Here is a 12,441-nt window from a genome sequence, read left to right as displayed (position 1 = left end):
GGTTCTGGCACAGGTCACAACCTGTGCCAGAACCCGTCCTCGTGAACAACGCCAGACCCGCGCCGTGCTCGGCACCGGCACCGGCACGGCCGGCATTGGACTTCGTCGGCAGGGCGTCACACGGCGCGGCTGCGTGCTGTCGGAGCGCGATTGAGGAGCAGGCGCCGAGCGGTCCTCGTGCTGACACAGCCGAGCGGGCGAAGGCAGCGCAGACCGCGGACCCACGGCGCGTCAACAGGTGTGTCGGCCCGGTCCCGCCGCGGTGTCCACCAGCCGGGCTGCGTCTGCCCGCCCTGTGCCGGCCTCATCCGCGTACCCGGGAGCGCCGTCGGCCGCCCTCTCACCGGCGTGGTGGACCACGACGACCGCCCGCGGCCCGTGCGCGCCCGCAACACCGGGCAGGGCGACCGCGTAGCGGGGGCCTTGGCGCTCTCACCCCCCCGGCCGGGTCACCGGACAGGACGGCGGGCACACCCGCAACGACGGTGAAGACGCCGTCCGCGCCGGTGACCTCCAGCAGCCGGGCCACCTGGGACGTGGGCCTCGCCAGGTACAGGCGGGTGCCCTGGCGTTGCGCGTCCGCACGCGCGCGCAGCAGGGTGTTGAGGGCCGCGGAGTCGCAGAAACACACCAGGTGAAGGTCGATGACGATCAGCGGCGGCACGGGGTAGGTCGTCAGGAGATGCCGGACGGCGGCGTGCAGCCGGTCCGCGTTGTCCGTGTCGATGTCGCCTTGCGGTGTCAGGATGGCGACGTCCGGGGTACGGGAGACCTCGAGGGCGAGGTAGCCGGTCATGGCACGCTCCTTTGCCACGTTCAGGTGGTGTGAGGCTGGCGGATCCGCCCCGCGACAGGGGACGGTGGATTTCCGGCGACGGGCAGAGAGCCCGAGCGGAAGTAGACCACCACAGCTTCCGGCAGCCTGCACGGAAACGCCGCACGCCGCATGGTCATCTCCAGCCCTGGCTCTCCGCACATCGTCAGGGACGACAGGCTGCCAAGCTGAGCCGGTGTAGGGCGGTGGCCCACCTGCTGTCTGGTGACTGCCAGTACGGGGGGTGTCGCGCGACGCTACCGGCGTGGACTGCCTGCCGGTCAGGGCTCTGGTGGGGTGTCACCTCGCAGCGGCAGGTTGCGCGGGGGTTCAGCGCCCGGAGGTCGGGCTGTCGGGTTCCTGGGGGTCGACGCCCGTGTGGGCCTTCTCGGTCCGTCCCCCGCTGGGCCGGCCGGACGGTCCCTGCGGTCCGAGGTCGTAGGTGTGCTTGGACGGCCCCTGATCCTCGCCGCGCTCGCCCGCGCTCTCCACGATGTCGGCCGGGACGTCGACGTCCTCCGGTCGCTGCGGTTCGGCGCCGGGACCGGGAGGCGGGGCGTGAGTGTCGGGGTGGAAGGATCGGTGGGCGCTGTCGTTGGGCTCCTGGTGTTCTGCGTCGACGTCGGGAGCCCAGCCGTGCTGGTCCTCACCGCCGAATCGGCTGGCTTGCCCTTCTTCCATCGACGGATGCGACTTTTCCCCGGTCATAGGAGTTGCCCTTCTCGTGTGAGCCGGTCGCCGGTGTGCGGACCAGCTCATGAGCGCCTGTCCGTCTGACCTCGAAGTATGCGTGCGCTGCAGCTGCGACCGCGCCGGCCCGGGGCCGACCACGCCAGCAAGTCCCCGCCGGACACCCGCCCGCGTGACCGCCCCGACCCGGCTAATACTGCAACCGCATGTGGTGGATCTGGGGGATCTGGCCTCGGCGTTTGTAGTGGGATCGGCGGGCTCGGGCCTGGCTGCGGCGTCGGAAGCGTGACCAGCGCAGATGGTGCTCGTTGGTCTGGTGGCGGGGCCTGACGAGGTGGCCCATGAGCCGGCGGATTTCCGGGACGCTCAGGGGTATCAGCTCGTGCTCGTCGTCGGTGCCGCCCCCTTTGTGGCTTCCTGGGCGCGCAGGGCGGTCAGGTAGGCGAGCGCGGCCATGGCCAGGGTGATGTGTCGGTACCAGGCGCGGTAGAGGCGGACCTGGTAGTGGTCCAGGCCGCACTCCGTCTTCGCGGCCTGGAACGACTCCTCGATCGTCCACCGCGCGGCGGCCACCTTGAGCAGGTCTTTCAGGCGGGTGCCGACGGGGCCGTAGCAGACGTAGTGGGCGATCTCGGTGGGATCGCTGAGCGACCTGCGGGCGAGGACCCAGTGGCCGAAGCCGTTCTCCCACACCGGGCGGATCGCGATGCGGGCCCAGTCGTAGATCCGCTCGCCGCAGGAGCCCTGGCCTGCGGAGATGCGTTTCCAGGCCTGCCGGGGCAGGGAGGCGATCAGCTCGTCCACCCGGGCCTCGGCCCAGCGCACGGTGGTCACGGTGTCGTTGACCTTGGTGGCGAGCACGTGGGCGATGCGGCGTTCCTCCAGCCAGGACCTGAGGTGTTTGACCTGGCCGTACGCCTCGTCGGCGGTGACCCAGGCGAACGGGACGCGGGCGTCGATCGCGCGCTGGAGCATCCACTTGAAGTGCTCGTTCTTCGTTGCGAACGGCACCTCGTCCCCGATGCCGGCGGCCCGGCAGCGTTCCCGGTCGTCGGTCCAGGACACGGGCAGATAGAGCTCGCGGTCGATCAAGGCCCGGCCCCTGGTGGAGGCGTAGGCCAGGAACGTGCCGATCTGGCAGTTCTCGGTGCGGCCGGCGGTGCCGCTGTATTGGCGCTGCACCCCGGCCGACCGGGTGCCCTTCTTCAGGAAGCCGGTATCGTCGCCGATCAGGATCCCGTCCCTGGCACCGATGCTCTCCACCACGAAGTCGCGCACGTCGTCGCGGACCGCGTCCTCGTCCCACTCGGAAAGGTTCAGCAGGCGCTGGACCCCGTCCGGACGGAGCTGCCCGACCTGCTCGGCCAGGGTGTGAGGTCGGTCCGGGGCGCCCTGCCGACGTTGCCGCCGGTGGGTTTCCCCGGACCGCCTCCCGAACCGGACGTGCCCGATTTCCAGGCATCCGGCTCTCCACAAGCCCTCTCAGGCGACCGTTTCGATCGTGGTCCCGCAGGTCCACGGCGAAGGGATCCTGGTCCCGCGATACAGGTAGCGGTTGGTCCGCACCTTCGCGGCCCTGAACAAGACCACCTCGCCGTCGGCGGGCCACCATCGGCCCACGCAGTAACGACGACGCAGGGTCTTCCAGTTGGCCAGGCGGTGTTTGCGCCGCAGCCATCCGAAGACCTGTCGCCATGTGAAGGCCGACAGGTACTGGAAGGTCGCGGACGACACGCCGTGCCGGAAGTACGCCGTCCAGCCCCGCAGCACCGGGTTGAGCCGGTGAAGCACGACTGCCAGCGGTAGGTTCGTGTCCTGCCTGCACAGCGTCTTGACCTTCTCCTTGACGGCCTGGAGGGCCTTCTTGGAGGGGTAGAGGTAGACGTAGTGCTTCTGGGTCCCGCGCTTGCGGTGACGCTGGAGACGCCACCCGAGGAAGTCCAGCCCCTCGTCGATATGGGTGATCGCTGTCTTCTCCACCGACAGGCGAAGGCCCATCGGCGCGAGCACCGCCGCCACATCGGCGCGAATCCTCTCGGCATCGTCACGGGTCCCGGTCACGGCGATCAGGAAGTCGTCCGCGTACCGGAACAGCCGGTAGTTGGGCAGCTTCCGACGCCGACGCCTGGCCCGCTCCGCCTGGGTGGAGTTCGGCCCGCCCGGTCCGGCCGCGATGAACTCATCGAGGACGGACAGAGCGATGTTGGCCAGCAGTGGTGACAGGATCCCTCCCTGCGGAGTGCCGCTGTCGGTCTCCCGGGACAGGCCACCCTCGGTGAGAATGCCCGCCTTCAAGAACGCCTTCACCAGGTCCAGGACGCGCCGGTCACCGATCCGCCGACGCACCCGGTCCATCAGGGCCGCGTGGTCGATCGAGTCGAAGCACGCCTCGATGTCACCCTCCACCATCCACTCGTATGAGCGTTTGGCGAAGTGGTGCGCTTCGGCGAGCGCGTCATGAGCCCGGCGCTTCGGGCGGAACCCGTAGGAACACGGAAGGAAATCCGCCTCGAAGATCGGCTCCAGCACCAGCTTCAGGGACGCCTGGACAACCCTGTCCCGCACGGTGGGAATGCCCAACCGGCGGCGCTTGGCCGTTCCCGGCTTGGGAATCATCCGCTCCCGCACAGGCAGAGGACGGAAGTTACGACCCTTCAGATCGAATCGCACCTCGTCGAGGAAGGCCCCGACTCCGCGCCCGGTCTCCACGGAGCGGGCGGTCTGCCCGTCCACCCCGGCCGAGCGTGCACCCCTGTTGCCCCGCACCCGAGCCCACGCGACCAGCAGAAACGCGGGATCGGCAACGAGATTGAACAGGTCATCGAACCGGCGATCACGATCGCCGTTCGCCCAACAGTGCAGTTTGGTCTGCATCTCCAGTACCCGGCGCTCTGCCTTGAACAAGGCGATCTCCAGTACGTCGGTGTTCACCAACGACCTCCTGGCATTGCAGTCTCCTCCCCGCTGACTTGCTGGCCCCCTTCGCCATGTACGGAGCTTTCCTCCGCTCGGACTACTACGGGGCCTCCGCCCCGCCTGCGGCCATCAGCCGGCAACGGGCCTGTCCCACGTGGTCCGGACCGGATGTCCGGCCAGCGGGACAACCGCAGGCGGTTCCCACGTTCACCATGTGCCGATCGGCCAGGTCGGCGTCCCGCTACTACCCCGGCAGCATCGCCACGCCTACGCCGCAGACCTTCAACGTGGCCTCCCCACCGGCAGTTGGAGACCGGCTTCGGAGTTGACCACCCCCAGCAGAGCGGGCAGTCACGCACTGCACCCCGGCCCACATCCTCCAGGTTGGAGCCGGTGACAAGACTTACGGGGCTTTACACGGGTTCCTCTTCGTACACCTTCTGGCCTCGCTTGCCGGACCCGGCACGTCTGGAAGTGCCGCACCGTCCCGGCGTTGTCAGGGCTGCTTTCCATCCTCACCGGCGTTCCCCGGATCAGACTGCCCTCAGCTTCTACCCGGCCGCTGCGACGGCCCAGCGGTGAAGGTCTCGCACCTCCACTCGGTCACATGGCGCCTCGTGGCGCACCCAGCCGTTCTTCCGCTCCAGCGGGGCGAGCAGCCCGGTCAGGTAGTCCAGCGCCCGATCGCGGGGCTCCGACCTGCCGAAACGATGGGCGATGCGGGCATGGAACCCGGCTATCCCCTCGAACCACGACTCGACCTGTTCAACCGTCAGCTCATCAGCACACAGACACACCAACGAGCCCAACACCACAACGTCACGCAGATGCGGTTGCAGTACTAAACCCCTCGCTGCAGTGCCCGCCGTTCTGGTGGGCGGATTCACGACGAGCAATCAGCAATCCTCCACCGGGGTGAACGGCGTTGCGGCCCCGGATTCGGGTAGCCGCAGTACGGGCGGGGCCGAGTAGAGGAGAGCTGAGATCATGACCGCCGTTTGCCCGACAACCGCGCCGCTGCCGCCGATGCCACCCCTTCCCCGGCGACCGCCTCACCGGCCGACACCGCTCCTGCCCGACCTGCCGCCTCCCCCGGGCTGCAAGGCCCCTCCGATCAGGTCCGGCCGCCGAAACCGCAGACATGCCGTGACCGCCCGGTCCCGGACCTGACAGGCCATAGAGCGCGCCGCACGGGTCGCGGGAGTCTGCGCGGTCATGGGGCTCCCGCTCAGCGAGGAGCCGACCAGTACCCGGATCGTCGGCCGGTGCGGACTGTCGCCTGCTTGGGCAGCCGGCGCAGTCTCGGTGGGTCCCGCCGAAGCGTGACTGTCCGGTCATGCCAGGCGGACACCACCCTCGTGCCAATCACGTCAGAGGTCACTCGCGCAAACCTCGCCAGACCGGTTGCCGGAGCCGGCCGGCCAAGGTGAGCTCCAGGAACTCCACCTCGGCGCGCAGCCGGGGCCGGGTGAAGCGCACCTGCGTGCCGCGGGGCAGGCCGAGTTCCCCGGTGAACGGGGAGGCCGGGACGGACAGGCGGCGCAGTGCGGCGGCCAGGGCGCGCCGTTCGGCGGCGGCGAAGCCGGAGGAGACCGCTCCGGCGAACAGCAGGCGGCCGGTCTCCGCCGCCGGGACGCCGATGAGGACGGCCCGTACGGTCGCGTCGGCGGGCCCGCCGGGCAGCCAGCCGCCGATCACCACGCGCGCCACCCGCAGATGTGTGAGTGTGACCCAGTCCCGGGAGCGGACACCGGGCTGGTACGGCGCGGCGGCGCGCTTGGCGACGCAGCCCTCCAGCCGGTGCTCCCGGGTCCACGCGTACGCCTCGGTGACCGAGGCCCAGGCCGGTGGCACCCGCAGCCTGGGCCGCTCCAGGTCGAGGCTCTCCAGCCGGGTGCGCCGCTGTCTGTAGGGTTCGGCCAGCAGCGGCCGGTCGGTGTGGAGCAGGTCGAACACCACGAACACGGCCGGGTCGGCGTGCGCCGCGGCCCGGATCCCGGCCGGCCGCGAGTGGTGGACGCGGCCCTGCAGGGCGGAGAACGAGGGCACGCCGGAGCGCATCACGACCAGCTCGCCGTCGAGGAGCAGCGGCCCCGGTATACCGGCGAGCGCTTCGGTGACGTCGGGGAAGCGTTCGGTGTGGTCCGCGCCCCCGCGGCCGAGCAGCCGGACCGTGCCGCGCTCCAGGTACGCGAGCGTCCTCACCCCGTCCCACTTCGTCTCCGCGCACCAGCCCGGCCCGGTCGGCAGCGAGCCGGCCGTCGCGAGCATCGGCTCGATGTACGGCAGCCGCACCGGCGTGGGGGGCACTTCATTCATGGGTCCAGGCGGCTGCCCTGCTCCCCGCTGCCCCACACCAAGGTGCCGGTGCGGGTGCTCCACGCGGGGGCGAGGGCGGCGCTGCGCGACGCGCCGAGTACACCAGGTGCGCCCCGTGGTCTTCGGGTTTGGGCTGGCGGCCGGTGGTGCAGGCGCCCGGTAGGGCGTCGCCGTCGCCCCCTCCTTGGGCAAGCCCCGGACCGGCGGCGCCCGTCGGCCCAGCCGCGCGTGCGGACCGGCGCATCGGCGCCGATCCTGGCGTTGAACCCGTTCCGCACCTGCGGCAACGGACCGCCCGGCGCCGAGATGGGAGGCGCCGCCATGGCCCGACCGATGTGGACCGGGGTGCTCACCTTCGGCCTGGTCACCGTGCCCGTGGCCCTGTACACCGCGACGCAGTCCCACAACGTCGCCTTCCACCAGCTGGAGCGCGGCACCTCCGACCGGGTGCGCAACAAGCGCGTCAACGAGCGCACCAGCAAGGAGGTCGACTTCACCGCAACATCGTCAAGGGCTACGAGGTCACCGACGGCGAGTACGTGATCGTGGAGCCCGACGAGCTGGAGCAGATCTCCCCCGGCCGCTCCCGCACCATCGACATCGCCGGCTTCGTCGACCTCGACCAGATCGACCCGATCTTCTTCGACAAGACCTACTACCGCGGCCGCGAGTACCAGAAGGTCTACAAGCTGCTCGTCGAGACCCTCGGCCACGCCGGCAAGGCCGGGCTGGCCATGTTCGCCATACGCGCGGCAAGGAGTACCTCACCGCCGTCCACCCCGAGAACGGCATCCTCGAGCTGACCAACTCCAGAACGCCCTCGAACACTCCACCCAACCCCGCCGCAGCGCATCCTGAAGCGTGACACGCGCGTGACAGCACCTCGACACCCCGCGGCCGCCGGACACAGGCTGAAAGCGTCCGGCATTCACCACCACGGTGAAGGGACGGTGCGACGGTGTCGGACCAGAACCCCCAGGACCCCAGTCAGAAGTGGGAGCGCCCACGACCACTGGGCTACAGCGCAGCAGTCCAGACGATGGCCGGAACCGCTGCACCGCTTCTCGCAGGCTTCTCGATCGCGCTGATCGGTGTCGTGGCGCAGGCTCCGGAGGCCATCCGCTGGCCGGGCACCTCGCTCCTGTCGCTGATCACGGCAGTCACGCTCCTCGTCGCCTGTGTCCAGTTCGGCTTCCGGGCGCGCACCTACCTCTACTCGAAGGCGGAGCTGGAGGAATGGGAACCCACTGATGACAGCGCCGAGATCCGGTTCCTCCGCACGAAGCAGCAGGAGCACTACCGGTATTGGGAACACTGGTCGGACCTCGCCAACTGGTGCTACGACCTGGGAGTCGTCGCTCTCGCCGCGGCCATCGCAGTCACCGTGGCTCCCCCTGCGAAATACGGAAACGACCCTGTGACCAGTCTGGAGGAGAACATCAGGTGGGCGGGTTTCGCGCTGGCCGCAGCAGCGGGCGGGGCCGAGGCCACCTGGATCGCCTGGGCTGAACTGCGCCGACGAAGAAGGGCAAGCGCCGCCCGGAACCGACTTGAAGCAAGGGATCGACCGACATGAGTACGGAGTGGGGGCATGAGGAAGAACGCGATCAGGAAGGCCACGGGACCGAAGATCCGCCCGCGACCGTTCCGCCCGCGACCGTCGACTGGGGGGCGTCCGGGAAGCACCCCGATAGATCTCCAGACAAAAGCCCTGTCTGCGCCAAGCACAAGAGGGAGGATTGTCCTGATTGTTAGGTGCTTGGTGTCCGGTCCGGCAAACGGCCCTATCCGCACTCACCGCGACCCCGTCCTGAGCACCTCGGGGGCGCCCACGAGCGCTCCGGGCGCACCATGACCGAGCCGTCACGTCAGACTCCCCTCGTGACGGTGTAGCCGGTTCCCACGGGCAGCACGCCCCGCGCAGACGCCTGCTCGGCCTGCAGGTCGCCGCACATCATGCCCGGTGCATCGGCCGACACCGCATTTCGAAGAGGCGACCAAGGTCATCCGCCTGCCTGAGCGACGCCGGTGACATCATGCGCTGGTGTTCTATCCAGACCTCACGCCCTACAGCTACCTTGACCACGGCCGGGACACCTTCACCGACCTGACAACCGGCTACCGATTCGTGAGCTTCAGGGCCCCCTACGAGCGGATCAACATCGGCTGGCTCGACACGAAAGAGCCCTGGACCGCCGGAGACGTCCCAGCGGCCTTCGCCAGGAAGCTCCAGGCCCTCCTCGCGGTCCAGGCCGTCAACGAGTGCCTCGGCCACCACGACTGCGACCTCTGCCCGGACCTCGCCCCGACAGACCAGCAGACCTGGCGACGGTCCGGCCACGTCCGCGCGTGCGTCGGGAACGGAGAAATCCGCGTACCGGCACAGCAAGGGACCGCCTTCGCGGCCCCACGGCTGATCGGGCACTACGTGCTGGACCACGGCTACCAGCCGCCGCAGGACTTCATCGACGCGCTCCTCGCCTTCGACCTGGACTGCCACTCGGAACCCAGTTGGGCCCACTTCCCCTGGATCCCGTCGGACGCGGAGGTTCTCAATGAGTGAGCACGAAAGCGGCGCCAGCGCCGACACCCTGATCGCTGCTTCGCCTCGACACTCGAACACCCGCCCCAAGCGCTCCGGGCGCCCTGCTGCCCCACCCGCGCGGACCGGGGTGAGAAGATCGGCCCGGCTCCCGGGCTTCCTCATTGCTGCCCGGGAGCCACTCGCATCTCCGACACTTCGCCGACGCCGCGTCCGGACAAGGGCACAGCGCGGAACCGGCCTGGCCGATCGGTCTCGCAGGACGGGACGGCTACCGGGCCTCCCTGGCGCCGGCACGCTGCCCGCCGGCCGGGACCGATGTCTCGAGGTCGGTGCGGGCCCGCACCAGCAGGGCGACGGCGCGGCGCAGGTGGCGGCAGACGACGGGCAGCAGGGTGGCGCGGAAGCGGTCGGCGTTCTGCAGTTCGGTGGCGGCCTCCTGCAGGAGGACGGCGGTGGTACGGATCGGTTCGCCGTGCTCGCTCGCCCGGTACTCCCCCGCCAGGACGGACGCGGTGTCGGCGAGCTCGCCGATGCCGGGATCCTTCAGCACGTCGGTACCGAAGTGCACCAGTAGGGCAGCCAGTTGGGCCAGCAGATCATCCCTGCGCGTCGTCCACCACGTGCTCGCACCGGGATCATGCCTCACCACATGACGTGTGGGGCCGGAAACCGGCCACCTCCCGGCGGCGTCGGCGGGGGCGAGCGCTCTGGCGAGGATCGGAGCGGCCAGGTGTCGACCACCATGCCGTCGATACCACCCTGTGGCCCGGACAGATCGTCGCCAAGCAGGTCAGCGACGCCCTCATCTCCAGGGCCGGCAGCTGGCTCGGCACCACCGTAGGCGGGCCTGGCAGGGCCTGGCCGGCGGCGACAGTGGGGAGCTGCGTCGTTGGCCTAGCCGGGTGCCGGTTGTGCCGTCCCCTTGATGGCGTCATCAGCGGCTGAGCATCACAGCTCCTTCAGTTGCTCGTCGAGGCGCTCACGGTTGCGCCCCCGGTTGAAGTAGTCGGTCCAGTCGGCCCATGCGGGATCCGCAAGGACTACAGGGGCCAGGTCCTGAAGGCTGGTCCGCTCCCGCCCGAGCAGTTCCCCGGTGAGCACGACGGCCACGACCGCCGGCGTGCCGGCTGCGGCCATCGCCCGCTGCACGGCGGGCATATCGGTGCGGTCGAGCAGTTCGCGGTAGTGCGCGACCCATGGCTCCAGCCACCACCGGCTCAGCTCCCGGGCGTCGGCGTCCTCGGTGTCCTGGAACGTGTGGGCGAGGGCGGTTGCCAGGCGCTCGGCATACTCCACGGCCGTACCGGGGATGTCCGGGTACTCCTGCGCGAAGTGCTCCCATTCCACGCCGTTCACCAGGTCGGTGATGGTGGCAGGCCGCACGGGGCGCAGGGCGTAGTGTGGCTCGGCGGCGAGGAAGGCGTCGCGCAGCACCTCGTACCGCAGGTGGCAGGATTCGGCGAGCAGCACCGCGTCATAGAGATCCTTGCCCTGCGGATGCACGTCGGTGACCAGCCACATGATCTTCCAGGCGAGCGAGAGCTCCGGCGTGACCGCGTTCAGCGTCGCGTCGGCGGAGAGCGGGAACGGCTCGGGTGCGAGCGGCAGCCGCTCGTTGAACACGAAGTCGAGCTGCACCACGCCGCCGGGTGTGCCGCCGGCCGTCCATGGCAGGACCAGGCGCCGGCCCGGGACCCGGTCGTAGGTCCAGATGTCCTCGCTGACCGCGTCCGCGGCCTCGAAGCTCACCGGGCCCGCGCCGACGGCCTGCTGGGCCGCGAGCGCGATGCCGTCCAGCATCGCCGTGGTTCGCTCCTCCTCGATCCGCCAATCGTGGGGAACGACGACGAAGTCCAGGTCTCCCGGCTCCCGGGCGTCGTCACCGAACCACCCCTTGAGCAGCACGCTGCCGCGCAGCACCAGGTGGTCGGCCCACTCTGACCTCGCGATGGCCGTCAGCACCAGATCCAGCGCCGTCCGCCGGGCGGCATACCAGGCAGCGCCCACCGCCGCGTCGGCGAACCGGGGGTCAGCGGCGCGGTAGGCGTTGGAATACTGCTTGAGCGCCGGATCGAAGATTGGCCGCTGCACCACTCCGTCCTCCCGCACCGGACGGAGCGTCAGCGGCACCCCGAGGCCCGCGCGCCGGCTGTTGTCCAGCTCGGTCCTCGGCACCTCGGAGGCCTGCCAGCCGAAGGACTCCCATGTCGTCGTCATCTCTGCGGCCCCTCCCCTATCCACCCGTCATCGACGGCGATGTTGCTGTCGTACACCACGAACTCCCGTTCCACGGACGCGATCTCGTACCCGGCGCTGGATACCACGCCGACCAGCCGTTCCAGCCGCTCGCCGGCCGCGTGCAGGCCGACGCCGTAACAGCGCTGGGTCACGAACCGCTGCTGCCGGCCGTCGTCCACGACCCGCCGCGCGTTCCACGACACGTGGGCGCCATGGCCGCTGACCAGGGCTGCCATCGCCGCGCGGTCGAAATCCGGCCGCACGAGCACCTTGATGTGGTGCTCGAAGTGAACCTCCGGACCGAGTCGCGCCGCCTCCACATCCGATTTCGGCACCCCGCGCGTCCAGGGCGCCGCCTCGATCTTCACCCGAACCGGCTCAAAGCCCGACGCACGGAGCTCATTCGCCACCGCCAGCGCCGCCAGCCGCTGCTCCGGCAAGGTGCCAGCCCCACGGAGCGTCACCATCGGTTGCGAGGTCATCCGCCCCCGCGCGAGCACGATGTGCACGAAGCCGACGCCCCTGCCCGCTGCCCACCGCTCCAGCCTGCGCACCGCCCCATCGCCCTCGCACGCTACGGTGACGTGCGTCTCGAACTCGCCGACGAAGCTCTCCGCAGCGATCGGACGCTCGGGTGTCCTGGGAACCGGCAGTGCCATGACCAAGATCTTCCCAACCACGGCTGCCCGAGGGAAATCCATGAGCCACCGGGCCGCAGCCGCGTTCTGGCGGACACCAGCGGCTCTCCTCCACGACATTCGGTAGAGGCGGACGGGGGTCACGGCCCGTGACCGGCTCCGGTTCTCATGCGGTAGGCGCTCAGCAGACCTCGCTCTTGGAGATGCCGGTGTCCGCGCCGAGGGCTTTGACCAGGTCGTCGACCGAGCGGGTGGACACGCCCAGGAGGTAGGCCTCCATG

The 12,441-nt window shown here is 70.0% G+C and carries 13 protein-coding genes and 1 pseudogene; 4 read left to right on the top strand and 10 right to left on the bottom strand.

Annotated features, from left to right (window positions below; translation table 11 throughout):
* Positions 1-231: 231 nt before the first annotated feature.
* The 7 genes and pseudogenes from ACWEQL_RS36445 to ACWEQL_RS36415 form a co-directional block, all read right to left on the bottom strand.
* On the bottom strand, positions 232-360 hold the full coding sequence (locus ACWEQL_RS36445) for a hypothetical protein (protein WP_452154845.1): 129 nt from the start codon (positions 358-360) through the stop codon (positions 232-234).
* Entirely contained in the window at positions 341-796 is a 456-nt protein-coding gene (locus ACWEQL_RS36440; RefSeq protein WP_452154843.1) for an STAS domain-containing protein, read from the bottom strand. Before ACWEQL_RS36440 ends, ACWEQL_RS36445 begins: the two co-directional genes overlap by 20 nt.
* A gap of 348 nt (positions 797-1,144) precedes the next feature.
* Entirely contained in the window at positions 1,145-1,495 is a 351-nt protein-coding gene (locus ACWEQL_RS36435; protein ID WP_452154841.1) for a hypothetical protein, read from the bottom strand.
* Between the two features lie 384 nt (positions 1,496-1,879).
* Positions 1,880-2,980: an IS701 family transposase gene (locus ACWEQL_RS36430; protein ID WP_452154839.1), complete on the bottom strand. Its 1,101-nt coding sequence runs from the start codon at positions 2,978-2,980 to the stop codon at positions 1,880-1,882.
* Positions 2,981-2,986: 6 nt separating this feature from the next.
* A complete protein-coding gene (gene ltrA, locus ACWEQL_RS36425) occupies positions 2,987-4,435 on the bottom strand; it encodes a group II intron reverse transcriptase/maturase (protein ID WP_452154837.1) in 1,449 nt (482 codons plus the stop codon).
* A 599-nt stretch (positions 4,436-5,034) separates the two neighbouring features.
* A pseudogene (locus ACWEQL_RS36420) lies at positions 5,035-5,196 on the bottom strand (IS701 family transposase); the annotation flags it as partial.
* Between the two features lie 601 nt (positions 5,197-5,797).
* Positions 5,798-6,739, bottom strand: a complete 942-nt coding sequence (locus ACWEQL_RS36415; RefSeq protein WP_452154835.1) for an ATP-dependent DNA ligase — start codon at positions 6,737-6,739, stop codon at positions 5,798-5,800.
* Between the two features lie 321 nt (positions 6,740-7,060).
* On the opposite strand from ACWEQL_RS36415, the gene ACWEQL_RS36410 reads away from it, so the two are divergent.
* From ACWEQL_RS36410 to ACWEQL_RS36395, 4 genes are all read left to right on the top strand, one after another.
* Complete coding sequence (locus tag ACWEQL_RS36410; protein ID WP_452154833.1) at positions 7,061-7,282, top strand: Ku protein; 222 nt, start codon at positions 7,061-7,063, stop codon at positions 7,280-7,282.
* Positions 7,279-7,542 (top strand): Ku protein, encoded by a 264-nt coding sequence (locus tag ACWEQL_RS36405; protein ID WP_452154831.1) that lies wholly within the window; start codon positions 7,279-7,281, stop codon positions 7,540-7,542. The genes ACWEQL_RS36410 and ACWEQL_RS36405 overlap by 4 nt, the downstream gene beginning before the upstream one ends.
* 155 nt (positions 7,543-7,697) lie before the next feature.
* A complete protein-coding gene (locus ACWEQL_RS36400; RefSeq protein ID WP_452154829.1) occupies positions 7,698-8,315 on the top strand; it encodes a hypothetical protein in 618 nt (205 codons plus the stop codon).
* 468 nt (positions 8,316-8,783) lie between these two features.
* A complete protein-coding gene (locus ACWEQL_RS36395) occupies positions 8,784-9,302 on the top strand; it encodes a DUF7919 family protein (RefSeq protein ID WP_452154827.1) in 519 nt (172 codons plus the stop codon).
* A 250-nt stretch (positions 9,303-9,552) separates the two neighbouring features.
* On the opposite strand, the gene ACWEQL_RS36390 is transcribed toward ACWEQL_RS36395, so the two are convergent.
* From ACWEQL_RS36390 to ACWEQL_RS36380, 3 genes are all read right to left on the bottom strand, one after another.
* The gene (locus ACWEQL_RS36390) at positions 9,553-9,930 is read right to left on the bottom strand and encodes a hypothetical protein (RefSeq protein WP_452154825.1); all 378 of its coding nucleotides are present in this window, start codon (positions 9,928-9,930) and stop codon (positions 9,553-9,555) included.
* A 302-nt stretch (positions 9,931-10,232) separates the two neighbouring features.
* Positions 10,233-11,501 (bottom strand): nucleotidyl transferase AbiEii/AbiGii toxin family protein, encoded by a 1,269-nt coding sequence (locus ACWEQL_RS36385; protein WP_452154823.1) that lies wholly within the window; start codon positions 11,499-11,501, stop codon positions 10,233-10,235.
* Positions 11,498-12,181, bottom strand: a complete 684-nt coding sequence (locus ACWEQL_RS36380) for a hypothetical protein (RefSeq protein WP_452154821.1) — start codon at positions 12,179-12,181, stop codon at positions 11,498-11,500. Before ACWEQL_RS36380 ends, ACWEQL_RS36385 begins: the two co-directional genes overlap by 4 nt.
* Positions 12,182-12,441 lie beyond the last annotated feature (260 nt).

Source organism: Kitasatospora sp. NPDC004240, assembly GCF_053603215.1.
The sequence above is the reverse complement of the archived record's forward strand: the minus strand, read 5'-3'. Positions and strand labels throughout refer to the sequence as shown.